Origin of the sequence: Pseudoalteromonas sp. CO348 (genome assembly GCF_004208845.1) — a bacterium.
Taxonomy (GTDB): Bacteria; Pseudomonadota; Gammaproteobacteria; order Enterobacterales; family Alteromonadaceae; genus Pseudoalteromonas; species Pseudoalteromonas maricaloris.
The window spans coordinates 103,545-129,066 of record NZ_SGPI01000032.1 but is presented as its reverse complement, the minus strand read 5'-3'; the positions used below and the strand labels follow the sequence as shown (position 1 = coordinate 129,066).

The window sequence follows — 25,522 nt, the reverse complement described above, 5'->3', positions numbered from 1 at the left end:
CTAACTATAAGAAATAACAAGACCAAACAATTGCCGCTGTTGGGAATGGAACATATGCGAATTGCTCCTTTAACTTTTATTGTCTCGGCCTCGATCCTGGCCATGGGTACTGTTGCTCAAAGCGCTATGGCGCAAGATACTGCGACGGTCACTGCCATCGAGTCTGAATTGTCTAATAAGCAAAGCGAATTAGACAGATACTCGGTCGTTTTAGAAAAACACCTAGCTGAGGAAACGCGTCTGCAGTCTCAACTTGAGTTATTGAGAAAACGTTCAGGTGAGTTAGACAAAGAAAAAAATCAGGCCTTAGATGCAATGAATGAGTTGTATCGTCGGCTAATTGATGATCCTTCCATTGATATTTCTTCTGCGCAAACGCGTTATCAGCAAGCAGTGGCAGATCACAAGCAGAATAAAGAAGACATTGCGATGCAGATTGCGGCGATTGCATCACAGCGTAAAGATATTGAGCAAGTCCGTGTAACTAAGCACACCTTAGTAAATACGCTTGAAAACTTAAAAGATCAGCTTGGCACAGCGCGAGTAGAGCGACTACGTAATGAGTTTACTCGTGAAGGTACGCTAGAGGTAGACCACACGATTAACTGTAAGCGCACAGAAACCTTGGCGGCTTGTGAACAGCGTGGTCAGCAAATGGGGCTTCAAAAAGCAACTAAGCGCTTTATTGATCAGATTTTTGCAAACCTAACCGAGAGCCGTGTTGTCGAGCCAAAACGCAATATGGCTGGCGCGCAGGTTCAAGTGGTGAGCAGCCATGTTGTAAATAGTGGATTTAGTGGACAAGGCAACTACAACGTTAATCTCAGCGTAACGATGCGTGGTGATGTAAATAGCAGCCGCTTATGTAACCTGCTGAGCTTAGACAATCGTTATTGTGCTGAGTATGGCACTCCGCTTGCCGTAAATTATCAGTCGAACTACTCGACAGTCTACAGTGATAATCAACTGACTTTTTCGGACGAGCAAAGTGATCCGGTTGAAGTTGCGACTATTACAAAGCAGCCAGTCGTGGAGACCCCTCTTGTAAAAAAGTCACAAACGGCTGATAAAACAGTCGAGTTAACTTTAAGATCAAATGTTTACGACGACGAAGTATTTATTAATGGAGTCAGCTACGGCGCGACAAAAACGACAGTAGCAATTCCTGCCGGATTTTATGATGTTGAGATCCGTAAATTAGGTTATGAACCTTATAAAGCACGCATTAACCTACGAGCTGCACAAACCATTAATGCGAAATTGGTGAAGAAACGCCAATCGGTAACGTCTGTTGTAACGAAAAAGCCTGAGCCTGAAGCGCAACAAGTACAAGTGGTCGCAGTAGCAACCAGCGAAAATGAGCTAGCTATTATCCCCGCGGGCACTTTTAAAATGGGCGACCTGACGGGTAATGGTTTACCAAATGAGCGTCCCATTGTTGAAAAAGTGTTGAGTCATTCATATGCCATGCAGAGCACAGAGGTTACAGTGGCGGCTTTTCGCCGTTTTGCACAGAGCACTGGATATAAAACCTTAGCTGAACAAGGTAAAGGCTGCGCATACTATAAAAATGGCGAACCGGTTTGGGAGCTTGAATATAATTGGGAAAACCCAGGTTACGAGCAATCAGATAATTTTCCCGTTGTGTGTGTTGCCTATGACGATGCCAAAGCGTATGCCAACTGGTTATCTGGCGAAAAAGGACAACAATTTAGATTACCTAATGAAGTTGAATGGGAATATGCGGCGCGTGCAGGCACTGCATCTGAGTACCCATGGGGTAATGAAATCGGAAGAAACCTAGCTAATTGTGGTTGGTGTGGCAGTGAGTGGTCTAATAAAAGTCCTTCACCAGTTGCCCAATTTTCACCGAATAGCTATGGCTTATATGATACTGTAGGAAACGTCTGGGAATGGACGCAAAAGCGTGCTTCACAGAGCGATGTTACAGTGCGTGGCGGTGCATGGAACTTCGCGCCGAGTTTGGCTCGAGTGTCAACTCGCTTAGCGTTAGCGCCAGATTTTAGAGCGAATTATATAGGTTTTCGACTTGTTCGAGAGCGATAAGTAGTAAATTAAGAGCAGCAGGTGATGCTGCTTTGTTTGACAGAATTCTGAAAGGTCACCCAGCCTCATGTTTAAAAAATTACGCGGATTATTTTCTAACGATCTCTCTATCGATTTAGGGACGGCAAACACACTTATTTATGTAAAAGAAGAAGGCATCGTACTGAATGAGCCATCGGTGGTGGCGATTCGTCAGGAGCGAGCAGGTGGCCCAAAAAGCGTTGCATCAGTGGGTACTGCGGCTAAGCAAATGCTAGGTCGAACGCCGGGTAACATCAAAGCTATTCGCCCGATGAAAGATGGGGTGATTGCAGACTTCTATGTAACAGAAAAAATGTTACAGCACTTTATTAAACAGGTGCACAATAATAACTTTATGCGTCCGAGCCCTCGTGTACTTATTTGCGTACCTTGTGGCGCAACGCAAGTTGAAAAGCGTGCTATCCGTGAATCCGCAATGGGTGCCGGTGCGCGTGAAGTGTACTTAATTGAAGAGCCAATGGCTGCTGCAATTGGTGCTGGTCTACCAGTATCTGAAGCAACGGGTTCAATGGTTGTTGATATCGGTGGTGGTACGACCGAAGTGGCGATTATCTCACTAAATGGTGTTGTTTATTCGTCTTCAGTACGTATCGGTGGTGATAAGTTTGATGAAGCGATTATTAACTATGTACGTCGCAATTTCGGAAGCCTAATTGGTGAAGCGACGGCTGAGCATATCAAACATGAAATTGGCTCTGCTTTTAAGAGCGAAACGCCGATTGAGATTGAGGTTCGCGGCCGTAACTTAGCTGAAGGGGTACCACGCTCTTTCACACTCAATTCGCATGAAATCCTAGAAGCGTTACAAGAACCTTTGATGGGGATTGTAAGTGCAGTAATGGTTGCGCTAGAGCAGTCGCCACCAGAGCTTGCCTCTGATATTTCTGCCCACGGCATGGTATTAACAGGTGGTGGCGCATTACTCAAAGACTTAGATCGTTTGTTGATGGAAGAAACTGGTATTCCAGTGGTGGTTGCCGATGATCCATTAACTTGTGTGGCAAGAGGTGGTGGTAAAGCGTTAGAGATGATAGACATGCACGGTGGTGACGTATTTAGTTACGACTGATGAATTTATTATTTGGCCGAACCGTTCCTTTACAACTGCGACTTACTGTCGCAGTTGTGCTTAGTATTATTCTGATCATTGGTGACCGCTACACGGTTGGTGGGACTATGGTGCGAACCAGTTTAAACACTTTGGTCAGTCCGTTACTGTACGTCGCTAACATTCCCTATGAAGCGTTCAACTTGGGCCTGAAAAGCCTTAATACCAGAGAAAAGCTGCAACAAGAAAACCAAGCACTCAGAGAAAAACAATTAATACAGAGTGAGCAATTACAGCAACTTCAGTTTTTGCAAAAAGAAAATCAAGAATTGCGCGCCTTATTAGGTGCTTCGGCTAGGGAAACTAATCAACGTTTAATATCTCAAGTGTTGTCTGTTCATTCAAACCCTTATAGTCATCAGGTGGTGATTAATCGCGGTACTATTGATGGGATCAGCGAAGGGCAGGCTGTTATTGACGAAATGGGCATTGTTGGGCAGCTAACTCAAGTCGGTACAACGACCTCAAGAGTACTGCTTATGACAGATACCACCCATGCGACACCGGTCAGAATATTGCGTAATGACGTTCGCACTGTGGTAGAGGGGACGGGTAAAATCAATAATGTTCGCCTTGCTCATGTACCGCATAGCATGGATATTCGCATTGGTGATGTGTTGGTCACTTCCGGGCTTGGTGGTACTTTCCCTGAAGGCTATCCAGTGGCTGTAGTTACTGAGATTGACAGAGACGAAGGCCTACCATTTGCACAAGTACAGGCAGAGCCGATTGCACAACTAGATCGCATTCGCTTACTCGTGGTGTTAGGTAAACGTAGCCAAGAGGCAATTAATCATGAGTAAACATAGCAACTTATTGATTGCATTGAGTGTCTTTGTTGCGTTAATCATGGCACTTATGCCATTGCCTTTTTCACTTGAACCATTTCGTCCTGACTGGGTATTATTGGTGCTGATGTACTGGTCTTTGGCCGTTCCTCACCGTGTGAATATTGGTTGGGCTTGGATGACTGGCCTGATAATAGATTTAGCGATGGGCGCGCCACTCGGGGTGAACTCGTTGACCTATTCCATTTGTATTTATATTACCGCCAGCAACTTTCAGAAAATTCGTAATTTCTCCATCTGGCAGCAAGCAGTGCTGATCGGGCTATTTCTCGCGCTCTATCATTTGTTACAATTTTGGCTTAATCATTTCTTGCTTGATATCTACTTTAACCCGCATTATCTCTGGCCTGCAGTTACGGGTATGGTGTGCTGGCTGTGGATATTCCCACTGCTGAGAAAATATCGTAGACAGTTTAGGATCAGATAATGTCTATTTCTTTATATTTAGCTTCGGCTTCTCCGCGTCGCAAAGCGCTGCTTTCTCAGCTTGGCTATTCGTTCGAGCAATTTAGTGTTGATGCTGATGAAAGTCCGCTAGACGGTGAAACCGCACTACAGCTTGTGGAACGTTTAGCGTGTTTAAAAGCGCAATCAGGTGTGGCGCTAGGGTATACCGACAGGCCGGTTCTTGGCAGTGACACTGTGGTTGTCATTGACGGAGAAGCGCTTGGTAAGCCTCGTGATAAAACGGATTTCAAAGCGATGATGCAGCGTCTTTCTGGTCATACGCATCAGGTGATGACGGCGATTGCACTTGCAGATACAAGCAAAGTACTGAGCGATGTGATTGTGACCAATGTGACTTTTAAAACGCTCAGTGAAACTGAAATTGATGCCTACTGGGACACCAACGAGCCGCAAGATAAAGCGGGTGGTTACGGGATCCAAGGGGTAGGTGGACGCTTTGTAACTGAGATCCAAGGTAGCTATTTTGCAGTTGTCGGCTTACCTTTATATGAGACAGACGAATTAATTCAACGGTTTTTAAAATAAAATATGAGTAGCGAACTACTAATCAATGTCACCCCAAGTGAAAGTCGCGTAGCCTTAATCGAAAATGGGGTGCTGCAAGAAGTTCAAGTTGAACGGATCGGTAACCTCGGCATCGTCGGTAATATTTATCTTGGCAAAGTAAGCCGAGTTCTTCCTGGTATGCAGGCTGCTTTTGTGGATATCGGCTTGGAAAAAGCGGCGTTTCTACATGCGTCAGATATCGTGAACAGCGCTTCCATCGAAGAGGGGGTGGCAGAGTCCCCAGTTAAGAAAGTGCAGGATATTCGTGAGCTGGTTAAACAAGGCCAGTTCATTATGGTACAAGTAGTCAAAGATCCGCTTGGCACAAAAGGCGCTAGACTGACAACGGACATCACTATTCCCTCACGCTATTTGGTGTTTATGCCAGACGCGACGCATGTGGGTGTGAGTCAGCGTATTGAAACTGAACAAGAGCGTGACCGGTTAAAAGAGATCGTTGCACAATATAATGACGAAAACGGTGGTTTTATCGTTCGTACCGCTGCCGAAGGTGCTTCCGAAGCCGAATTACAGCATGATGCGGAGTTTTTGAAAAAGCTTTGGCAAAAAATTGTGACCCGCCGCCGTAAAACGAGTAAAGCAAAAATTTTGCACGAGGATCTTACCTTAGCATTTCGCACCTTGCGTGATTATGTTGGTGAGGACATGGAGCGTATCCGTGTTGACTCAAAGTTAACCTACCAAGAGCTAAAGCTTTTTACTGAAGAGTTTGTTCCCCAACTCGCAAGTGCACTTGAGTATTACCCCGGTGAACGCCCCATTTTTGACTTGTTTGATGTTGAAACTGAGATCCAAAAAGCACTACATCGAAAGGTTGAGTTAAAGTCTGGTGGCTACCTTATCATTGACCAAACGGAAGCAATGACAACGGTTGATGTTAATACTGGCGCGTTTGTTGGCCATCGTAATCTCGAAGAGACGATTTTTAATACCAATGTTGAAGCGACGTCAGCAATTGCGAGGCAACTAAGGTTACGAAACCTTGGTGGTATCATTATTATTGACTTTATTGACATGATATCTGACGAGCATAAACGCCGAGTATTGCACTCTTTAGAAACGGCGTTGTCTAAAGACCGAGCGAAAGCCAATATCAATGGACTCTCTGCCCTTGGGCTCGTAGAAATGACCCGCAAGCGCACGCGTGAGAGCCTAGAACATATTCTTTGTGATGTGTGTCCATCTTGCTCCGGTCGTGGTTCACTAAAAACGGTCGAAACCGTTTGCTATGAGATCCTACGAGAAATCGTGCGTGTGAATCGTGCATATGACGCTGACAAGTTTATGGTTTACGCCTCGCCAGCGGTGAGCGAAGCCTTGATCAACGATGAGTATCATAATTTAGCTGAGCTTGAATTATTTATTGGTAAGCAGGTTAGCATTCAAACTGAGAGCTTATATAGCCAAGAGCAGTTTGACGTAGTAATGATGTAATAGGGTAGCGGTACATGCAGGCTAAGGCCGTCTGTTTTTTCTGCCTGCGTAAAGCGTGGCAAATCTTTGCGATCACTTTAGTGACACTCGCGGTGCTGGTGTCTGCGTTGAAGTACGCCTTACCCTATGCAAATGATTATAGAAGTAACATCGAAGCGCTGATCCAAAAGCAACTGAATGTTGATATTAGTATTGGCCAGATCAGTGCGAGTTGGGAGGGCAATGGGCCTGCCCTAGTGTTGGAATCGCTCTCTTTTAAAGATAATAAAGACTCGCCAATTTCCATTAATATCGCCAAAACCTCGTTGCAGCTCAATGTATTTGAGTCGGTACGACAAATGCAGATCGCATCTAACTATTTTGTACTGGAAGGGTTTGAAGCCGATATAGATCTGAGTAAGTTAAACGCGGCTCAAGATCAAGGTGCTTTTGAGCAACAAGCATTAATTGAAAGCCTTTTCTTAGGTGATGTTGGGCATTTTGCGGTGCAAAACAGTCGTCTAAATATCACCTTTTCTAGTGGTAAGACTCACAGTTTGCTATTGAAAGATTTAGTGTGGCAAAATTCTAGCGCATTACATGAGGGGGCGGGAGAAATCGCATTACCCGGGTTTTCTCAAGGTCAGTTTAACGCTCGTCTTTCTTTATCAGGGCGAAAGCTACGTGAATTGGCGGGGAATATCTATGTATCTGCGGATAAGGTTAATCCGGTTGATTGGCTAGAAGAGCTTATCACCTTAGCGCATCCAGACCTAAAAGCAGACATCAATGCTCAGCTATGGTTAGGCTTTGAACAAGGTATATTGCAAGATATCACCGTGGATATCAAACCCAGTACGTTGACTTGGCAAGAAGATGAAAATCAGCGCACGTTGGCATTAGACGATGCGCAATTTCTGTTAAAGCCAGATCAGCAAGGTTGGTGGGTGCAAAGTAGTGGTATCCAGTTTAGTCGCAATCAAGAAGCGCTTGCTCCTATTTTATTTGAAGCGAAATGGCATAAAGATAACAAGACCTTTTGGCTAAAGGATATTAACGCCAACTTTTTAGCTGAGTTAGCACAACTTGCTAAATTCCCTGGACGAGATTTGTTGTATGGTATGAATCCCAATGGTCAACTGAGCGCAGCGAAATTCAGTCTAGGTACTAATAATGCTTTTTCGGCATGGGGGGTCATTGAAGAGATAGCTTTTGAGCCATTTCATGGGATCCCTGGAATTTATGGTACCCGATTAGAGGTGAGTGCGACTGATGAGCAAGTTAGGCTCAATTTAAGTGCTGAACAAACTGAATTGCTATCAAAAGAGACCTTCAAAGATAATATTAAGCTCCAGCAGCTCAGTGGTGATGTCTATATTCGCAATCAACAAACGCAAGGCTGGCAAGTTTCCAGTCCCAACTTTTGGCTTAGTAATCAAGACGTAGCGTTAGCCACAGAATTTTCCTTGCAGTTATCAGATGACCCTCGGCTTGATTTATATGCGGAGCTACTCGGTGGGCGTGGTGAAATCGCTTCACAGTACTTTCCTGTCAGTATTATGCGTAAAAGCTTAGTCGATTATTTAGAAGCAGGGATCCAAGGTGGTCAGCACTTGCAGACTCAAGTCTTACTGAGTGGGGCGCTTTCACAATTTCCATTCGCTGATAAGCAAGGTCAGTTTGAAGTTAAATCACGTTTGAATGAGGTTACTTTTGGTTTTGCGCCGGATTGGCCTAGCGTTACTTCAGGTGATGTCACACTACACTTCGAAAACGAAAGAATGGATATCTACGCACACCGTGGGGAACTTGTTAATCAAAGTATTGATGAGGGTGTCATTGTGAGTATTGCGGATTTAAATCACGCTGATGTGCTGACTGTTGATATTAATCACACCACAGAAGCGAGCACGTTACAGCCTTTCTTTGCGGCAACACCGCTCGCAGATCCGCTCGCGAATATATTAGATATTGTTCAAGGTAAAGGTGATGCAAAAGGGGATGTGCAATTGGCCGTCGACCTGCACTCAGGTGCCGTACATGCTAAAGGTGACATCTACCTAGACAACAATCCTGTTTTTTTGGCAAAGCCTGGGATGCAATTACAGCAAGTGAAAGGTGTGGTTAGCTTCGATGATGACACTATCAAAGTGAATAATTTGTCTGCTAAGTGGCTGGACATGCCCCTTTCGTTAGACTTATCAGGGAGCGGAGATAAGCAAAATTATCAAGTAACGACCAAGGTCAGTCTTGAAGCAGGGATTGAGCAACTGCAACCGCACGCAAATGGAATTATTGACGGCTACTTTGAAGGCAATAGCGTGCTGAGCACTGAGCTTATCCTTAATTTTTCCGATGCTGGATTTAACTATAAAGCCAAATTTGCGAGTGATTTACGGGGGATTGCAAGTCACTTACCCGATCAATTCGCTAAACCCGCTGATCAAGCTAAACTGCTAAGTGGCACTGTATTAGGGGATGATATTTCGAATCTTGTTACGGCAAGCCTAGATAATCAATTGTATTTTAATGGCATCATTGATAATGGATCCGGTGCGATGCGTAATGCACACCTGATAATTGGCAGTAAAGATGAAGGCTTAAATACATCCGGTTTTGATATCACAATCAAACAACAAGAAGTCGAGCTGCTGCCTTGGTTACCACTGATCAACCGCATTATCAAAGCGCCAAGTTCAGGTTCCGACCCTACATTTCTACCAGCACTGAATCAGGTAAATGGCTCTTTCTCAAAAGTAACGTTCTCAGAGATCCCTTTCCATGATGTTGACTTTACTATGGCCGCGATTGACGGCGCGATGCAGCTTAAAATCAATAGTAAAGAAATGCGCTCACAAGTGGCTATTCCAGCGTCAAACTCAAGTCGGCCTATTCACATTAATAGTGATTATTTACGTCTAAATTTACCTAAGACAGAGCCGCAAGCGCAAGAGACAGTGGAAAAAGACGTTCACTCATTAGATTGGTTGTTGAGCTTACCTGCAACCGAATTTGTATGCAGTGACTGTAAAGTCGGTGAATATCAGTTAGATCAGGTCAATATGTCGTTGTTTGGAGATGGTAATAGACTCAATATCTCAGAGTTAGTGATTGACAAAAAAGATCATAAACTCAATGCCAGTGGCCGCTTTGAGCAAGGTAAAACGACGCTAAGTGGCGCGTTAAACAGCGATGATTTTGGTGAACTAACGGATGAGTTTGATATTACTTCGACTATCAAAGATTCCCGCGCCAACATTGATTTTTCCCTCAATTGGCAAGGTGCGCCATACGAAATGGATTTACCTAGCCTAGGAGGCGAGTTGACTTGGCGCTTAGGTGAAGGTCATTTGGCAGAAATAAGTGATAAAGGGGCACGCGTCTTTTCTCTACTGAGTTTGGACTCTTTGATCAGAAAGCTACGCTTGGACTTTAGAGATGTGTTTTCTAAAGGCTTTTTCTATAACAGTATGAGTGGTTCGGTACAACTAACGAATGGTATTGCGATCACTGAAGATTCAAAGCTCGATGGCGTGCCTGCAGATCTAACGATACGTGGCTATGCTGACCTCAATACTCACGAAATTAATTATGATTTGGCCGTCGCACCACAAGTCACGTCGAGTTTACCTGTGATTATGGCATGGGCGGTGAACCCTGTGACGGGATTAGCTGCACTAGCATTAGATAAGGTTATCCACTCCGCGCGAGTGATCTCTGAGATTAATTTTAAAATCACCGGAACGATGCAAGAGCCAGTGGTTACCGAGGTTGATCGTAAGAGTAAAGAAATTGAGTTACCCAAACCGGTTGTGCCTCCTAGTGATGAAGCGACGCCAGATGGAGCTGATAAGAATACAAGTAAAGAAGCACCAGCATTGAATTCAGAATCACATCCAAGTGCTACACTTAAGCAAAGTGAGCAACCTCTTGTGTCGCAAAATAAGGAAAGTGGTAATGGCTAAGGTGATTGCATTGCCAATGTGCTCGGCTAAAGCACCCCAAGCAAATATAGAGTACCTTAAAAACCAGCTGGCTAAGTTAGTGATTGAAGAGCCAACCTTAGTCTGTTTGCCTGAAACTTGGCTGGCATTTTGCGACAATGCGCAACAGAGTTGGGAATACGCGCAGTATAATGAAGCACTGCTCCAAGAACTCTCAGCGCTTTGTCAACAACATAACATTTGGTTGGCGGCAGGTACCATCGCGATACCAAGTCAGAACGATAAATATCTGGCTGCGAGTTACTTATTTAATGCGAGTGGCGAAATCGTAGCACGCTATAATAAGATCCACCTGTTTGACGCCGATGTGAGTGACAAAACTAAACAATATCGAGAGTCTGAGCGAACAGAGCGTGGACAGGATGTCGTGGTAGTGGATAGTCCATTTGGCAGAATTGGATTAAGCGTGTGTTATGATCTGCGCTTTCCTGGTTTGTTCCAAATGATGAGAGCGCAGGGAGCTGAGCTATTTTTAGTCCCAAGTGCTTTTACCTGTGCAACGGGCAAGGCACACTGGCAGCCATTATTACAGGCGAGGGCGATAGAAAACCAATGCTATGTAGTTGCAGCCGCGCAAGTAGGTCGTCATGAAAATGGCCGAGAAACCTATGGACACAGTTTAATTGTATCACCTTGGGGTGAAGTCTTAATTGACTCTGGTGAGAGTTTAGAACCCATTTCACAGCAGCTAGATAGCGCGTTTCTTGATTCGATCCGGCAAAAAATGCCGGTTGCGGATCATAACCGATTTAAAAGTGAGTTTTTATGAGTAATGTAGAGCAGAATTTACTGACCAATAGCCAGCTGACACGTGAGCAATTATCACAGACTCTCGAGTATATTCATCAGCACAAAGTAAATTATGCCGATCTGTACTTTCAATCAAGCTACCATGAAACTTGGGTGCTGGAAGACGGCATAGTCAAAGATGGCAGCTACAACATCGAACGTGGTGTTGGTGTGCGTGCAGTGAGTGGTGAGAAGACTGGCTTTAGTTATTCTGATGCCATCAATATTGAAGCGTTAACCAAAGCAGCAGAAGCTGCGCGTAGCATTGCGCAAGCTGGCGAAAGCAGTAAAGTCCAAGTATTTAGCGATGTAAAAGCACCCATTCAATTTCAACCAGCACAGCCAATTACCAGCATGAGTGATGCGGATAAAGTGGCTTTACTTAGAGAGATTGAACAGTGCATTCGCGATTTAGCGCCTGAGGCGCAGCAAGTGGTCAGTTCACTGTCTGCGGTATATGAAGAAGTGTTAATTGCCGCAAGCGACGGCACATTTGCAACCGACATTCGCCCGTTAATACGTTTAAATTGCTCGGTACTGCTTGAGAAAAATGGTCGCAGAGAGCGTGGCAGTGCCGGTGGTGGTGCGCGTTTAGACTATGGTTACTTTAAAGAATTAGTAGACGGTGCACCGAGATGGATGCAGTTTGCCAAAGAAGCAGTGCGCCAAGCACGTGTGAATCTTGAAGCCATTGATGCACCAGCAGGTGCGATGCCTGTGGTGCTTGGTTCTGGTTGGCCGGGCGTTTTGTTACACGAAGCTGTTGGACATGGCTTAGAAGGTGATTTTAATCGTAAAGGAGCCTCTGCATTCAGTGGCAAAATAGGTGAACAAGTCGCTTCGAGTCTTTGTACTGTGGTGGATGATGGCACGATAGCCGACCGTCGCGGCTCTTTGAATGTGGACGATGAAGGTACGCCAGCGGCATACAATGTACTGATTGAAAACGGTATTTTGAAAGGCTATATGCAAGACAAGCAAAACGCGAGCTTAATGGGCGTGGCGCCTACAGGTAATGCGCGTCGTGAGTCTTATGCCCATTTACCGATGCCGAGAATGACAAATACCTACATGCTTGCGGGTGAGCACAGTCAAGAAGAGATCATTCGTAGCGTAGATAAAGGTATTTTTGCGAGTAACTTTGGCGGTGGTCAAGTGGATATTACCTCCGGCAAATTTGTATTCTCAGCATCTGAAGCCTACTTAATTGAGAATGGCAAGATAACCCAACCCATTAAAGGCGCAACGCTTATTGGCAATGGCCCAGAGGTGATGAAAAAGGTCTCTATGGTAGGTAATGACCTTGCGCTTGATAAAGGCGTTGGAGTATGTGGTAAAGATGGTCAAAGCGTCCCTGTGGGAGTCGGCCAACCGAGTTTGAAGATTGACGAAATTACTGTCGGTGGTACGGCGTAATACTACCTACGATAATTATTAATAAAACTGGCTGCTAGAAAGGCATTAATTATCCGAAGCTCAGATTAACAAGCAAAAAGGCGCATCAGCGCCTTTTTGTATTGTATCAGAGCACAATATAGCGTTACGGCATAATTGCTTCTTTTAAATACTGAAACAGCTCTTTGTAGGCTTTGCCTGGCTTCTCGGCTTTTACTTCTTTACTTGCTTGGCGCGCCATCTGGCGCATTTTTTGACGCTCAAGTTCAGGATACTTATCCAATAGCTCATTAATCTTGCTATCTCCTTTGGCAATCACTTCATCGCGAATAAGCTCAATCTTGTTCAGCAATACGTCTGCTTTATTGTTCTTATTTAGCATCAAATCCATCGCAGCCTGAATCTCTTCGACATTTGGAGTACTACGCAATGTCTTGGCAATGTAGTTCATATGACGACGGTAAGCATCTGTTTTAGCACGGATCCTATCCGCAACAGTCATGGCCTCTTTAAGCTCGTCCGTTAGAGGTAACTTCTCACGCTGCTTCTTGGCAAGCCCTGCAATTTCACAGCCTAGTTCATGCAACTCTAGCGCCTCGCGCTTTAGCTCGCTTTTTGAAACGTAAATAATCTCTTCTTCGGTCGTTTGCTCGTGTTTAGCCATTGTTCTTGTCTATACTAGTAAATATTAAGGTCTCTAACATTAGAGTATACCACAATTGATCACTACAATAGTTAGTAGCTGTGATAGCATATTAACTAATATGTTTTAGTTAGACGAGCGAGCGGATAAGGTATCTATGACTCAACCTCAACAACACCCTATATATAATCAAATTGATGATGTGAAAAATGCAGTTGCCGATGTGTTAGCGCATGCTAAAAAACTAGGTGCAACCTCGGCAGAAGCAGCGATGTCTAGTACCTCTGGTCTGTCTGTAAGTACACGAATGGGAGAGGTTGAAACCATTGAGTTTAATCAAGATGGTGGTCTTGGTATCAGCGTGTATGTGGGTAATCATAAAGGCTCAGCATCAACAGCGGATCTGAGTCCTGAAGCCTTGCGCTCAGTGGTTGAAAAAGCCGTAGATATTGCTCGATTTACCTCGGATGACCCCTGTAATGGTGTGGCTGATAAAGCCTTGCTAGAGATGTCACCAACAGATTTAGATCTTTTCCACCCTTGGCAAGTTTCTCCCGATGAAGCCATTGAGCAATGTATTGCTGCGGAAAAAGCCGCGTTAGAATTCGACCCTCGAATCGTCAATTCTGATGGCGCGAGCTTATCGAGTCACCAAGGGATCCGTGTATATGGCAATAGCCATGGCTTAGTAGCAGGGTTCCCACGTACCAGACACAGCCTGAGCACCATGGTGATCGGTAAAGAAGGTGAGCAAATGCAGCGGGACTCTGCATATGCCTTATCTCGCGTACACACAGAGCTAAAATCCCCTGAAGAAGTTGGTTTAGAAGCTGCGCAATCTACGCTAGCAAAATTAGGCAGTCGCAAATTATCGACGCGTAAAGTACCAGTTATTTTTCGAGCGGATATCGCGAACAGCTTATTTGGGCACTTAGTGTCAGGTATTGGCGGCGGCGCGCTATATCGTAAGTCTAGCTTCTTGTTGGATTCTTTAGACACACAAATTTTTAATCGCTGCGTAAATATTGAAGAGAAGCCACATTTACTAAGAGGGCTTGCTTCGAGTCCTTTCGATAGCGAAGGTGTAAAAACCATCGACCGTGAAATTATCACAGATGGCGTGCTTAATACTTACTTATTGGCAAGCTATGCCGCACGCAGAATGAATATGCAAGCGACAGGTCACGCAGGTGGGATCCATAACTGGTTAGTAAAACCAACACACGACGATTTAACCAGCCTACTTGCGTCGATGGGCACTGGCTTGTTAGTCACTGAACTAATGGGACAAGGTGTTAATACGGTAACTGGTGATTACTCAAGGGGAGCAGCTGGCTTTTGGGTTGAAAATGGTGAGCTTCAATATCCTGTAAGTGAAATTACTATCGCTGGTAATTTAAAAGATATGTTTATGGGGATTGAAGGCGTTGGCGGTGATATTGAATGCCGAGGCGCAGTACAAACCGGCTCTATACTACTCAATAATATGCAAATAGCGGGCGAATAACTCCCTTCATCAGCTCAAGAAATGCTGGTTTTGACCAGCATTTCCCGCCATTTCGACACTGTTACACTAATAACCAAGTTGCGGTGCCAAGGAATGCAAAGATCCCGACAATATCGGTAACCGTTGTTAGTACCACACTACCAGCTAGTGCTGGGTCGATATTCATTCTCTTTAGCATAATTGGAATACTGGCACCCGCGATACCTGCTGCGACTAAGTTCATAAACATTGCGAAGGCAATAACTGCACCGAGTGTAAAATCCCATTGCCATACAGCAATAACCCCAGCGATCAATACTGACCACAGCACGCCGTTTAAGGCGCCGATCGCCAGCTCTTTACCCATTAAAAACTTTTGGTTAGTCTGGTTAATATGACCAAGGGCAATACCACGAATCACTAGGGTTAGCGTTTGGCTACCGGCAACGCCACCCATACTTGGTACTATGCCATTTAACACTGCGAGAATAGGTAAAATATCCAGAGTACCTTCGAAGAAGCTTGCAACAAACGCAGCCATCAATGCGGTTAACAGGTTAATCCCAAGCCAAATAGAGCGGCGCTGGCTACTTTTTAGAACTGGCGCAAAGGTGTCTTCTTCATCTTCAAGACCTGCCATACTTAACAAGCTGTGCTCAGCATCTTCACGGATGACGTCAACAACGTCATCAATGGTGACACGACCAAGCAAATGAGCGTTATCGTCAACTACAGGAGCCGAGATCCAGTTATGACGCTCAAAAAGCTGCGCCACTTCAGACTCATCCATGGAGATAGGGATCGTTTCCTTATCTTCATCCATCAAGTCTCGAACCATACTGTCAGGAGACTTAGTTAATAAGGTATTGACAGGCAGCGTGCCTAAAAAGCAGTTATCTTTATCAACTACATACAACTCGTCCGTACCGTCTGGCAATTCGCCTTTAAGACGTAGATATCTAAATACAACTTCTAAGGTAACATCGGGTCGAATAGTGACCGTGTCGGTGCTCATTAGCGCACCGGCCGAGTGCTCTTTGTAGGACAATGCTTGTGTCGCACGTTCTCTATCTTGGCTATCCATCGCACCGATAACGTCTTGGTAGACGGTATCAGGCAGGCTTCTTAGGACATCACCAAGGTCATCGTCGTCCATGTCTTCTGTAGCGGCAGCAATTAGCTCCGGCTCCATCTGGGCGATGATCCCAAGTCTTACGTCCTCTGACAGTTCCTCTAAGACATCCCCTTGGATATCTGGGTCAACGAGCTGCCACAGCATAGAGCGAACTTTATGAGGAGATGATTCTAAAAGCAGTGCTGTGTCACAAGGAGCTGTTTCTGCGAGCATACGCCTAACTTGAACAAACTGACCACTGTTTAAGGCTTTAGTTACCTTTTGGAGTTGTTCCAGTGTGTAGTCTTGTTCAAATACTTCAGGCATAGGCATCCTTTTTGATAATAATGTTGGCTAACGTGATTTAGTTAACCTAATTCATTTACTTTATCGCAGAAACCAATTTCTTAATTTGAATTTTATTCGTGTTGTTTCTGCTGGTGGGTTGCTACCGTTAATACACGTCAAAGGTGTACGCAACGATAAAGTTGGATTTTCTCGGCAACTCGCTTTACTGCACGAAAGAAACCTAAATTGGTATTACAGTGTAACTCAGTTTATTGAGAACTACCAAGGTTTACGCTTAATTATGAGAGACTTATTATACCAATTCGCTTAATTAAGTGATCTATTTTGAAGCGAGAAAATCTTGTCGATAACACGGCGAAAATTTTGCTATTTAGTTGTTCAAAATGGGAGATTTTTAACACAGTTAGCGTCAGATTTGCTCCTTCAAACTGAGTAAGTATTAAGACTAATTGGTATTAGACCTGTCTGGTTACGGAGGGGGAGATTAGCAGGGAATAAATGAATCAGACCTTAGTGCTATTTTGGTGCTAGTAGCCCAAGTTACTCGGATTCATTAAATTTATTTTCTATTAGTCCGCCAATGGCGTCTAGTGCATACTGAGCATCAGGACCTTCACAAACCACTCGGACTTCTTTCCCTTGGCTGCTTTCAAGTAACAACAGCGCTAGTACGCTGTCAGCAGCTGCACTTTTGTCTCCTTGATATAAGGTCACTTCGGCATCAAATTGGGTCGCTAATTGTGCAAGAACTGTTGCCGCTCGGGCGTGCAGGCCGAGTTTATTCTGGATTAAAAACGTATCTTCTAACATTTAACCCTCTTGCTCACGGTGGCGGATTTTGACGTTTGGATGGGTTTTAGCAAAACGCTCGCCAATGGTTTGCGCTAAGTATACCGAGCGATGTTGCCCACCTGTACATCCTATTGCAATCGTTAGATAACTGCGATTGTTACGCTCTAAGTGTGGTAACCAAGTTTGTACAAAGGTTTGGATCTGCCAAGTAAACTTTTGCACTATGCTGTGACTCGACAAATAGTCTTTGACTGGCTGATCTAAGCCAGTTAGCGGCTTAAGCTCAGGCTCCCAATGTGGATTGGGCAAAAAGCGCGCATCAAAAACGTAATCCGCTTGTTTTGGGATGCCGTGTTTAAAGCCGAAAGATTCAAAGGTAATAATGAGTTGTTTGTCTTTTTTACCTAAGATTTTTTCACGGATATCTTCTGCAAGTTGATGAACGCTCAGGCCTGTAGTATCAATGAGAAAATCGGCGCGAGTGATCAATACGTCTAACAATTCCCGTTCTTTCTTTATTGCAACATCTAGTGGAAGATTATGCAGTGAAAGAGGGTGCAAACGGCGTGTTTCTGAGAAGCGTTTTATCAGGGTTTGATCGTCACTGTCTAAATAAAACAGGGTAGGTTTGGCAAAGCCTGGTAAGTATTCAAGAATGTCGTTAAACTCGTCCTGTTCTTTAGGTAAGTTTCTGACATCAATACTGACTGCTATTTTATTATAATTGTCCGAAACGCTGCGGACTAAAGACGGCAGCAAATTGACCGGAATGTTATCTACACAATAGTAGCCTAAGTCTTCCAATACTCGAAGCGCTACAGATTTACCAGAGCCTGAGCGGCCACTGATAATGATAAGCTCGAGTCCTTTTTCTTCATCACTCATCAAGTTCACCTTGGATCACTGCATATAACTCATCGTCACTTTTTGCTTGCCTAAGCATTTTGCAGAAAGACTTGTCTTTGAGTGTATCAGCAATCGCCGCTAAGGTCTTCAGGTGCTGTTGATTATCACCTTCGGGTACGATGAACGCGACAAAAATATCGACAGGCTGCTTATCTATGGCTTCAAACTGGATCCCTTGCTCGCTGACAAGCACCATTGCAAGGATTTTATCCAAACCTTCAAGTCGACCATGGGGAATGGCAATGCCTTTACCGATCCCTGTGCTGCCTAATTTCTCTCGCGCCATTAAAGCGTCCAAGATAGCATGCTGACTGGTATTTGGAATTTGGCTATGAGCCAGTTCGCTGATGTATTCTAAAATACGTTTTTTGCTATTAAAAAGGACCGCAGCTTTACTGCAGTCCTTGTTCACTAATTCACTTAATTTCATCTTAGTGTCGAGTGAGCTTCTCTTTGTGTTTAATAACTTGACGATCTAGCTTGTCGATAAGGCCATCAATTGCGGCATACATATCTTGATGCTCTGTTGATGCAAATAGCTCGCCGCCGTTTACGTGTAATGTTGCTTCTGCTTTTTGTACTAGTTTCTCGACATCAAGGATCACATGCACGTTATTGATATGATCAAAGTGCCTTTCTAGCTTCGCAAACTTGTTGGTGACATAGTCTCTTAATGAGTCAGTAATTTCTACATGGCGACCAGTTAGATTTAGTTGCATAAGCATTTTTCCTTCTTGGGTTTTACGTCTTATATCAAGCTTTTACGCTGATTTGACGGTGGAATGGCTAGGGATTCACGATATTTTGCAATCGTACGTCTCGCTACCTTAATTCCTTGCTCAGCTAAGATATCTGCAATTTTGCTGTCACTCAATGGCTTCGCGGTATTTTCTGCAGCTATCAGCTTTTTGATAAGTGCTCTAATTGCTGTAGAGGAGCACTCACCTCCATTTTCTGTACTTACATGGCTAGAGAAGAAATACTTCAGCTCAAATATTCCCCGAGGTGTATGCATGTATTTTTGTGTTGTCACACGGGAAATTGTGGACTCATGCATCTCAACCATTTCAGCAACATCATTTAGCACCATAGGGCGCATTGCTTCGGGGCCATGTTCAAAGAATGCCTGTTGTTGTTGCACAATGCAATTGGTAACTTTTAATAATGTATCATTTCGGCTTTCTAAGCTTTTAATAAACCACTTTGCTTCTTGTAAATGTGAGCGAATAAACTGACTATCCGTACTGGATTTCGCCGTTCTAGACATCGCAGCGTAATGGTCGTTTACTCTTATTTTAGGCATAGCATCAGGATTTAGCTCTACGACCCAGCGACCTTTTACTTTTTTCACTGATACGTCAGGGATCACATATTCAGGCTCTTCATGAATAATGCTTGCCGCTGGTTTTGGGTTAAGGCTATGAATTAACGTCATGACCTCTTTGAGATCGGCTTCTTTAAGGCGCGTTTTCTTAGCCAAAGTTCGATAGTCACGGCTGGCAAGCAAGTCGATATGCTCTGTCAGGATCATTTTCGTTTCGGCAATCCATGGTGTATCTGGGGCGAATTGATTTAGCTGAATACACAAGCATTCCTGTAAACTGCGCGCTGCGATACCGACAGGATCGAAAAGCTGAATACGTTTGAGCACGGCTTCGACTTCATCCAGCTCGATAGGCTCTTCGCTACTTTCATCATTAATGCTTTCTAAAATCTCTTCGCAAGACAGTGTTAAAATGCCTGACAGGTCAACGGCTTCAATAATCGCAATTGCAATCGCTCTATCTGTTGGACTAAATGGCGTCAGCTCAAGTTGCCACATGAGATAGTCGTGGAGAGATTCAGAGGTTTCCCCTTGATAAACATTATCGTCATCGGGAAGTGGGCCTGAGCTTGCAGCGGGCGCTGCGCTCATATACTCATCCCAAGTGACATCCATGGCAAGGTCATCACTGACAGTGTCTTTACTCATGGCGGTATCTGAGTCTATTTCATAGTCACTAACCTGCGCTTCATCGCTTGAATCTTGATTGTCGTCAGCACTGCTCTTTTCTTGGCTGTGTTGGTCAGCGTTTTCGCCGTCAGTATTATCACCTTCTTCCACTTCCAACAATGGATTGCTGTCTAATGCTTCTTGTATTTCTTGTTGCAGATCCAATGTACTAAGCTGCAGCAAGCGAATGGCTTGTTGCAGTTGTGGAGTCATTGTAAGTTGCTGCCCCATGCGCAGCTGTAATGATTGCCTCATGTATCTCTAACAATCCTTTTTAACAGTTATTAATACTACGTCTTAACTATAGCTTGAATTGTTCGCCTAGGTAGACATCTCTTACGGTTTGATCTGCCAAAACATGTTCTGGCGTGCCTGCAGCGATTAACTCACCATGTGAAACGATGTAGGCTTTTTCACATACGTCCAGCGTTTCTCTAACGTTATGATCGGTGATTAGCACACCGATACCGCGGTTTTTTAGGTGCTCTATGATTGTCTTTATATCTAACACCGAAATAGGATCAACACCAGCAAAAGGTTCATCTAACAGGATAAACTTAGGATTAGCGGCTAAAGCGCGAGCAATCTCTACGCGTCTTCTTTCGCCTCCCGACAATGCCATGCCCTGTGAGTCGCGAATGTGTTGAATATTAAATTCGTCAAGTAACTCGTTTAGTTCAGCTTCTCTCTCAACTTTAGATAAGTCTTTTCGAGTTTCTAAAATCGCCATCAAATTTTGATAGACCGTGAGTTTTCTAAAGATTGAAGACTCTTGCGGTAGATAGCCAATACCAAGTCGCGCGCGGCTGTGCATCGGTAGCAAAGTGATATCTTCATCATCAATCTGAATAAAACCTTTGTCGCTTGGTACTAACCCTACAATCATGTAGAACGTAGTGGTTTTACCTGCACCATTTGGTCCTAATAAGCCTACAATGCTGCCAGCCTTAACACTTAAGCCAACATTTTTGACGACTTCACGACCTTTATAACTCTTTGCTAGACCAGTTGCTTTGAGCTCGCTCATTAATTGTTACCTTCTTCCTGCGCTTTTTTATCTTTTGCGTCTTTTTTGTCATCAACAGGAACAAGGATGGTTCTTACCCGAGAATCTTCTTGGTCTGAGCGCTCAGCACTGATCAATTGCTTTTCAATGTCATAGGTGATGACTTGCGCATTAATTTTTTGCCCAGTTTGATTGATTTCCGCATCGCCAGAAATGACTAAGGTGCCTTTCGCAACGTCGTAACGAATTTCGTTTGCTTTGGCTTCTAGCAAATTACCATCAGGTTGACGTTCGCTGAAAATAGCTGGGCTGCCAGTTGCAACAAGCAGTTGCTTGTTAGTACCAAGCTCCGCGCGGCGGTGGACTTCTAGGCGATCGGCATTTATTTTTCTGTTGCCATGAATAATAACAACATTCTGTTCAAAAATACCGATGTTGCTTTGCAGTTGAGCTTGCTGACGGCCAGCATCAATAATGACTTCATTTTGTTCTGCAGCATTTGCTAAAGTAGAACTTGCAAGCAAGCCGATGAAAACTAGTTTGTTAATGATTTTACTGGTCATAATAAATTGTCTTTGTGTGGTTGATGAGTTCGATCACTTGCTTTTGTAGATCCGCATGCAGCCCTTTACCCGTGATCCTAAGACTAGGACCGGTGATAACGACAGGGTGTTCCGATTTCATCAATTTTTGCTTAATTTCAACTCTTACATTATCGGCATTGATATCGGTGATCATGGCGTTAGGCGTTAAATTTTTTGCCAGCACATTGCCTTCCAGTATCAAGGTATTGTTTTCGTACAGTGTTGCTTCTAATGCACTTATTTGCCAATTCTGCTCACCGTTATATAAGGTGAAAATAGGCTTTTCAAAGTGACTAAAGCCAAGATCTTGATACAACTCCATCTTATCAGCAGTTACTTGATAGTTTAATAAGCCATTTTCACTATAGGTCGTTTGCTGAAGCGTGGTTGCAACATAATCGGGCTTAGCTAACGGTTCATCTTCTTTTGCTGAGTCCGCCTCTGATGGATTAAACATGGGCGACCACATCCATACCATTAAAGAAGCGAAAACAATGAGTAAGATGACACGTAATACGGTCATGTACTTGATCCTTTGGAAGTCAATAAGTGATTTTGGCTGAGCATTAGAAGATCAGTCAGTTCTCTCACAGCACCAAAACCACCAGGCATCAAGGTTGTGTAATGAGCGATATGTTTAACAAGAGGATGTGCATCATTGACAGCAACGGCAAAACCGACTCGTTCCATTACGGGTAGGTCTGGACCATCATCACCAATATACGCAATTTCGTCATCACTAAGGTTGAGCTTAGTCTTCAATTCATCATATGCCACTAACTTGTTTTCTTGGCCTTGGTAAATATAAGTTACATTTAAACTAGTCATGCGTTGCTGAACTATTTGTGAATGCCTACCAGTGATAACGGCGACTTCGATACCACTATCAATTAAGGCCTTAATACCAAACCCATCTTTGGTATTAAATGCTTTCAGTTCTTCACCATTATTACCAAGGTATATACGGCCGTCTGAGAATACGCCATCAATATCGCAAATCAATAATTTGATTTGTTTTGCTTTTTCCCAAGCTTTAGGTGAAATCGTCTGATATAAATCTTCAAATTGCATTACAGCACCCCCGCTCTAAGTAAATCTTGCGTATTCAAGGCGCCAACCGGGATGTTGTTTTCGTTTACCACAATCAAGCCATTAATTCGTTTGGTTTCCATGATATTGAGTACCTCAGCTGCGAGCATATCGGCGCGTGCAGTCGTACTTTTAGCCGTCATTACTTGCGTGATTGGGGTGGTGTGAATATCGACCTTTTGTTCGATAATTCGGCGCAAGTCACCATCGGTAAAAATACCCTGTAATTGCGAGCTTTCATCTACGATTGCCGTCATACCTAAACTTTTAGCTGACATTTCAAATAAAGCTTCTTTAATTGTGCAATGACTATTGACCATAGGGATTGCATCCCCTTGATGCATGACATCAGCAACGGTTAGTAGTAGACGCCTTCCTAAACTACCGCCAGGGTGAGAAAGCGCAAAATCATCAGCCGTAAAGCCTCTGGCTTCAAGTAGCGCAACCGCGAGCGCATCACCCATCACTAGCGTAGCTGTGGTGCTGGCCGTGGGTGCAAGTCCTAATGGGCAGGCTTCTTTCGATACTCTAACACAAAGGTGAACTGTCGCATTACGAGCCATTGTAGAGCTCGGGTTGCCCGTCATAGAGATTACCGGGGCACCTAAACGCTTAATCACAGGTAGGATAGAGATCACCTCTTGGGTTTCCCCTGAGTTGGAGATCATCAAAACCACATCGTCTTTGGTGATCATACCCAAGTCGCCGTGACTTGCTTCACCTGGATGAACAAAAAATGCGGGGCTGCCAGTACTTGCGAGTGTCGCTGCGATTTTGTTACCGATGTGGCCTGATTTACCCATGCCAATCACGATGATGCGACCTTGGCAGCCAAACATAATTTCACAGGCTTTTACAAATTGTTGATCAACAAACTGTTGCACTTCTTCTATTGCTGCAAGTTCAGTAGCAAAAACTTGATTTGCAGAGTCAATAAATAGGTTCGTTGTCACAAGGCTTCCTTAAATGATGTAGTAAATATAACCGACGAAGCTTGCGACAAGTATGCCACCTTCTAAGCGGTTGATGCGGCGCTGACCTGTTAAGCTGAGGCTCATTAGGATAAGCAGCAGTGTCGCGCCAAGCATAATAAATATATCACGTGACGCAATATTGGCGTCGAGGACAGATGGGTTAATGATCCCAGCAATGGATAGCACGGCCAATATATTAAAAATGTTCGAGCCAATAATATTACCAAGCGCTAGATCGTCTTCTTTTTTAAGTACGCCAGCAACACATGCCGCAAGCTCGGGTAAACTAGTACCAACGGCGATAATGGTTAATCCTATTAGCAGGTCACTCATGCCAAAATATTTGGCGATATCAACCGCAGCGCCAACGAGATAGTCTGCGCTAATAGGCAGTAAAATCATACCCACGATTAACCAGAAAACGGCTTTTTGAGTTGGAATATTATTTGGCACTTCTTCACAGGCTTCACTGACAAATGGGTCATCATTATCTCCACCACCACGCTTGGTGATAATGATAAGTGCAAGAAGAAAAGCGGCGAAACCGACTAATAACAAAACACCTTCTACGAAACTAAAGTGATTATCACTAACGATATACCAAGCAGCCAATGAAACGATGACTAACAGCGGCATTTCGCGGCGCAAAATACCAGAGCCTACGGAGAGTGGCCTTAATAACGCGGTGAGACCCAAAACGAGTAAGATATTGGCGATGTTAGAACCTATGGCATTGCCCACGGCGGTGTCTGTTTTATCTGCAAGAGCGGCTTGCGCAGCAACCATCATTTCTGGTGCTGAAGAACCCATGGCCACGATAGTTAAACCAACAATTAATGTTGGCACACCAAAGTTTCGTGCAAGAGCGGCCGCACCAAAAACAAAGCGGTCAGCACTCCAAACCAGTGCAATAAAGCCAAGAATGAGAATAACAAACGATAAAACCATGAACCTCTAGCCAATAGGATTAAAATTTCGATAGATACTACCAAAAGCGCTCTGGAAAGTATAAGCAAACCGTTACATTTCACTACTTACAAAATTTTACCAAAACGATTTTCCATCTTGTTTGAAAAAAAAGTATCATACTTGGATGAATATAGTCTGGATCTGGAGAGCGACTTGTCGCAGTCAATTGTAGAAATCAAGGATGTAACCTTCTCTCGGGGTGAAAGGATCATCTACAAAAACATGAGCTTTTCCGTACCAAAGGGTAAAATTACCGCAATAATGGGACCGAGTGGCATTGGTAAAACCACCATGCTGCGTTTAATCGGTGGTCAGCTTAAGCCTGATAGCGGTGATATTCTTTTTGCTGGAAACAGTATCCCTAACATGTCACGAGCAGCTTTGTATCAAGCTCGAACGCGCATGAGTATGTTATTTCAAAGCGGTGCTTTGTTTACCGATATGAGCGTGTTTGACAATGTGGCATTTCCTCTACGCGAGCATACCGAGTTATCTGAAGAACTAATCCGTTTAGTGGTGCTGATGAAGCTTCAAGCGGTTGGTCTTCGTGGTGCAAAAGATTTAATGCCGGCAGAGCTCTCTGGCGGTATGGCAAGACGCGCGGCTTTAGCGCGTTCTATCGCACTTGATCCTGAATTAATTATGTACGATGAACCGTTTGCAGGTCAGGACCCGATCTCCATGGGTGTTCTAGTTCGCTTGATTAAGTCCCTTAATGAAGTGTTGGGATTATCGTCGCTGATAGTCACTCATGACGTTACTGAAGTGCTGAGCATTGCCGATCACGTCGTTATTATTGCTGAGCAAGGTGTGATTGGTACAGGAACCCCTGAGCAGATGCTTGAACATGAATCGCCATTAGTGCAGCAGTTCTTACAAGGCCTTGCGGATGGGCCTGTGCCATTCCACTTTAAAGCGCCTGATTATCAGCAAGCGCTGTTGCAAGGAGAGTGAGT

General features: G+C 44.1%; 24 protein-coding genes. 11 read left to right on the top strand and 13 right to left on the bottom strand.

Annotated features, from left to right (window positions below):
• The first annotated feature begins 54 nt into the window (after positions 1-54).
• From EXT48_RS16560 to tldD, 9 genes are all read left to right on the top strand, one after another.
• Positions 55-2,067 (top strand): formylglycine-generating enzyme family protein, encoded by a 2,013-nt coding sequence (locus EXT48_RS16560; RefSeq protein ID WP_130165065.1) that lies wholly within the window; start codon positions 55-57, stop codon positions 2,065-2,067.
• Between the two features lie 67 nt (positions 2,068-2,134).
• A complete protein-coding gene (locus tag EXT48_RS16555; protein ID WP_010376642.1) occupies positions 2,135-3,178 on the top strand; it encodes a rod shape-determining protein in 1,044 nt (347 codons plus the stop codon).
• Positions 3,178-4,020, top strand: coding sequence for a rod shape-determining protein MreC (mreC, locus tag EXT48_RS16550; RefSeq protein WP_010376644.1), 843 nt, complete (start codon positions 3,178-3,180; stop codon positions 4,018-4,020). Before EXT48_RS16555 ends, mreC begins: the two co-directional genes overlap by 1 nt.
• Positions 4,010-4,492, top strand: coding sequence for a rod shape-determining protein MreD (mreD, locus tag EXT48_RS16545; RefSeq protein ID WP_026001073.1), 483 nt, complete (start codon positions 4,010-4,012; stop codon positions 4,490-4,492). Before mreC ends, mreD begins: the two co-directional genes overlap by 11 nt.
• Positions 4,492-5,058 (top strand): nucleoside triphosphate pyrophosphatase, encoded by a 567-nt coding sequence (locus tag EXT48_RS16540; RefSeq protein ID WP_130165064.1) that lies wholly within the window; start codon positions 4,492-4,494, stop codon positions 5,056-5,058. The genes mreD and EXT48_RS16540 overlap by 1 nt, the downstream gene beginning before the upstream one ends.
• 3 nt (positions 5,059-5,061) lie before the next feature.
• The gene (gene rng / locus EXT48_RS16535) at positions 5,062-6,534 is read left to right on the top strand and encodes a ribonuclease G (protein WP_045990521.1); all 1,473 of its coding nucleotides are present in this window, start codon (positions 5,062-5,064) and stop codon (positions 6,532-6,534) included.
• A 14-nt stretch (positions 6,535-6,548) separates the two neighbouring features.
• Entirely contained in the window at positions 6,549-10,478 is a 3,930-nt protein-coding gene (locus tag EXT48_RS16530) for a YhdP family protein (protein WP_130165063.1), read from the top strand.
• On the top strand, positions 10,471-11,286 hold the full coding sequence (locus EXT48_RS16525; RefSeq protein ID WP_130165062.1) for a carbon-nitrogen hydrolase family protein: 816 nt from the start codon (positions 10,471-10,473) through the stop codon (positions 11,284-11,286). Before EXT48_RS16530 ends, EXT48_RS16525 begins: the two co-directional genes overlap by 8 nt.
• Entirely contained in the window at positions 11,283-12,722 is a 1,440-nt protein-coding gene (gene tldD, locus EXT48_RS16520; protein WP_039492936.1) for a metalloprotease TldD, read from the top strand. Before EXT48_RS16525 ends, tldD begins: the two co-directional genes overlap by 4 nt.
• Before the next feature lie 124 nt (positions 12,723-12,846).
• Here the strand turns inward: tldD and yjgA are convergent, their stop codons facing one another.
• Complete coding sequence (gene yjgA / locus EXT48_RS16515) at positions 12,847-13,365, bottom strand: ribosome biogenesis factor YjgA (protein WP_010376654.1); 519 nt, start codon at positions 13,363-13,365, stop codon at positions 12,847-12,849.
• A 136-nt stretch (positions 13,366-13,501) separates the two neighbouring features.
• Here yjgA and pmbA point away from each other — a divergent pair, with 136 nt between their 5' ends.
• Positions 13,502-14,851, top strand: a complete 1,350-nt coding sequence (gene pmbA / locus EXT48_RS16510) for a metalloprotease PmbA (protein WP_130165061.1) — start codon at positions 13,502-13,504, stop codon at positions 14,849-14,851.
• Between the two features lie 61 nt (positions 14,852-14,912).
• Here the strand turns inward: pmbA and mgtE are convergent, their stop codons facing one another.
• From mgtE to EXT48_RS16450, 12 genes are all read right to left on the bottom strand, one after another.
• Entirely contained in the window at positions 14,913-16,271 is a 1,359-nt protein-coding gene (gene mgtE / locus EXT48_RS16505) for a magnesium transporter (protein WP_039492930.1), read from the bottom strand.
• A 522-nt stretch (positions 16,272-16,793) separates the two neighbouring features.
• Positions 16,794-17,063, bottom strand: coding sequence for an HPr family phosphocarrier protein (locus EXT48_RS16500; RefSeq protein WP_010376658.1), 270 nt, complete (start codon positions 17,061-17,063; stop codon positions 16,794-16,796).
• A complete protein-coding gene (rapZ, locus tag EXT48_RS16495; protein WP_010605937.1) occupies positions 17,064-17,930 on the bottom strand; it encodes an RNase adapter RapZ in 867 nt (288 codons plus the stop codon).
• Positions 17,923-18,381, bottom strand: a complete 459-nt coding sequence (gene ptsN / locus EXT48_RS16490; RefSeq protein WP_010605936.1) for a PTS IIA-like nitrogen regulatory protein PtsN — start codon at positions 18,379-18,381, stop codon at positions 17,923-17,925. Before ptsN ends, rapZ begins: the two co-directional genes overlap by 8 nt.
• Position 18,382: 1 nt before the next feature.
• Positions 18,383-18,670 (bottom strand): ribosome hibernation promoting factor, encoded by a 288-nt coding sequence (hpf, locus tag EXT48_RS16485; protein ID WP_010376661.1) that lies wholly within the window; start codon positions 18,668-18,670, stop codon positions 18,383-18,385.
• A gap of 29 nt (positions 18,671-18,699) precedes the next feature.
• Complete coding sequence (locus tag EXT48_RS16480) at positions 18,700-20,199, bottom strand: RNA polymerase factor sigma-54 (protein ID WP_130165060.1); 1,500 nt, start codon at positions 20,197-20,199, stop codon at positions 18,700-18,702.
• 46 nt (positions 20,200-20,245) lie between these two features.
• Positions 20,246-20,971: an LPS export ABC transporter ATP-binding protein gene (lptB, locus tag EXT48_RS16475; protein ID WP_039492925.1), complete on the bottom strand. Its 726-nt coding sequence runs from the start codon at positions 20,969-20,971 to the stop codon at positions 20,246-20,248.
• Positions 20,971-21,513: a lipopolysaccharide transport periplasmic protein LptA gene (gene lptA, locus EXT48_RS16470; protein WP_039492922.1), complete on the bottom strand. Its 543-nt coding sequence runs from the start codon at positions 21,511-21,513 to the stop codon at positions 20,971-20,973. Before lptA ends, lptB begins: the two co-directional genes overlap by 1 nt.
• Positions 21,503-22,057, bottom strand: coding sequence for an LPS export ABC transporter periplasmic protein LptC (gene lptC, locus EXT48_RS16465; RefSeq protein ID WP_017219042.1), 555 nt, complete (start codon positions 22,055-22,057; stop codon positions 21,503-21,505). The genes lptA and lptC overlap by 11 nt, the downstream gene beginning before the upstream one ends.
• Positions 22,054-22,605 carry a 3-deoxy-manno-octulosonate-8-phosphatase KdsC gene (kdsC, locus tag EXT48_RS16460; protein ID WP_130165059.1) on the bottom strand — a complete coding sequence of 184 codons (552 nt, stop codon included), beginning with the start codon at positions 22,603-22,605 and terminating at the stop codon, positions 22,054-22,056. The genes lptC and kdsC overlap by 4 nt, the downstream gene beginning before the upstream one ends.
• Positions 22,605-23,576 (bottom strand): KpsF/GutQ family sugar-phosphate isomerase, encoded by a 972-nt coding sequence (locus EXT48_RS16455; RefSeq protein ID WP_130165058.1) that lies wholly within the window; start codon positions 23,574-23,576, stop codon positions 22,605-22,607. Before EXT48_RS16455 ends, kdsC begins: the two co-directional genes overlap by 1 nt.
• A 9-nt stretch (positions 23,577-23,585) precedes the next feature.
• A complete protein-coding gene (locus EXT48_RS16450; protein WP_010376669.1) occupies positions 23,586-24,545 on the bottom strand; it encodes a calcium/sodium antiporter in 960 nt (319 codons plus the stop codon).
• Between the two features lie 174 nt (positions 24,546-24,719).
• Here EXT48_RS16450 and EXT48_RS16445 point away from each other — a divergent pair, with 174 nt between their 5' ends.
• A complete protein-coding gene (locus EXT48_RS16445) occupies positions 24,720-25,520 on the top strand; it encodes an ATP-binding cassette domain-containing protein (RefSeq protein WP_010376674.1) in 801 nt (266 codons plus the stop codon).
• Positions 25,521-25,522 lie beyond the last annotated feature (2 nt).

Excerpts from the sequence above, each read along its gene's own strand:
- tldD (WP_039492936.1), top strand. The coding sequence starts at position 11,283 with ATGAGTAATGTAGAGCAGAATTTACTGACCAATAGCCAGCTGACACGT.
- mreC (WP_010376644.1), top strand. The coding sequence starts at position 3,178 with ATGAATTTATTATTTGGCCGAACCGTTCCTTTACAACTGCGACTTACT.
- EXT48_RS16555 (WP_010376642.1), top strand. The coding sequence starts at position 2,135 with ATGTTTAAAAAATTACGCGGATTATTTTCTAACGATCTCTCTATCGAT.
- EXT48_RS16500 (WP_010376658.1), bottom strand. The coding sequence starts at position 17,063 with ATGTTAGAAGATACGTTTTTAATCCAGAATAAACTCGGCCTGCACGCC.
- yjgA (WP_010376654.1), bottom strand. The coding sequence starts at position 13,365 with ATGGCTAAACACGAGCAAACGACCGAAGAAGAGATTATTTACGTTTCA.
- EXT48_RS16530 (WP_130165063.1), top strand. The coding sequence starts at position 6,549 with ATGCAGGCTAAGGCCGTCTGTTTTTTCTGCCTGCGTAAAGCGTGGCAA.
- rapZ (WP_010605937.1), bottom strand. The coding sequence starts at position 17,930 with ATGAGTGATGAAGAAAAAGGACTCGAGCTTATCATTATCAGTGGCCGC.
- lptA (WP_039492922.1), bottom strand. The coding sequence starts at position 21,513 with ATGACCAGTAAAATCATTAACAAACTAGTTTTCATCGGCTTGCTTGCA.
- kdsC (WP_130165059.1), bottom strand. The coding sequence starts at position 22,605 with ATGCAATTTGAAGATTTATATCAGACGATTTCACCTAAAGCTTGGGAA.
- EXT48_RS16560 (WP_130165065.1), top strand. The coding sequence starts at position 55 with ATGCGAATTGCTCCTTTAACTTTTATTGTCTCGGCCTCGATCCTGGCC.
- lptC (WP_017219042.1), bottom strand. The coding sequence starts at position 22,057 with ATGACCGTATTACGTGTCATCTTACTCATTGTTTTCGCTTCTTTAATG.
- EXT48_RS16480 (WP_130165060.1), bottom strand. The coding sequence starts at position 20,199 with ATGAGGCAATCATTACAGCTGCGCATGGGGCAGCAACTTACAATGACT.
- EXT48_RS16450 (WP_010376669.1), bottom strand. The coding sequence starts at position 24,545 with ATGGTTTTATCGTTTGTTATTCTCATTCTTGGCTTTATTGCACTGGTT.
- pmbA (WP_130165061.1), top strand. The coding sequence starts at position 13,502 with ATGACTCAACCTCAACAACACCCTATATATAATCAAATTGATGATGTG.
- lptB (WP_039492925.1), bottom strand. The coding sequence starts at position 20,971 with ATGAGCGAGCTCAAAGCAACTGGTCTAGCAAAGAGTTATAAAGGTCGT.
- hpf (WP_010376661.1), bottom strand. The coding sequence starts at position 18,670 with ATGCAACTAAATCTAACTGGTCGCCATGTAGAAATTACTGACTCATTA.
- rng (WP_045990521.1), top strand. The coding sequence starts at position 5,062 with ATGAGTAGCGAACTACTAATCAATGTCACCCCAAGTGAAAGTCGCGTA.
- ptsN (WP_010605936.1), bottom strand. The coding sequence starts at position 18,381 with ATGAAATTAAGTGAATTAGTGAACAAGGACTGCAGTAAAGCTGCGGTC.
- EXT48_RS16540 (WP_130165064.1), top strand. The coding sequence starts at position 4,492 with ATGTCTATTTCTTTATATTTAGCTTCGGCTTCTCCGCGTCGCAAAGCG.
- mgtE (WP_039492930.1), bottom strand. The coding sequence starts at position 16,271 with ATGCCTGAAGTATTTGAACAAGACTACACACTGGAACAACTCCAAAAG.
- EXT48_RS16525 (WP_130165062.1), top strand. The coding sequence starts at position 10,471 with ATGGCTAAGGTGATTGCATTGCCAATGTGCTCGGCTAAAGCACCCCAA.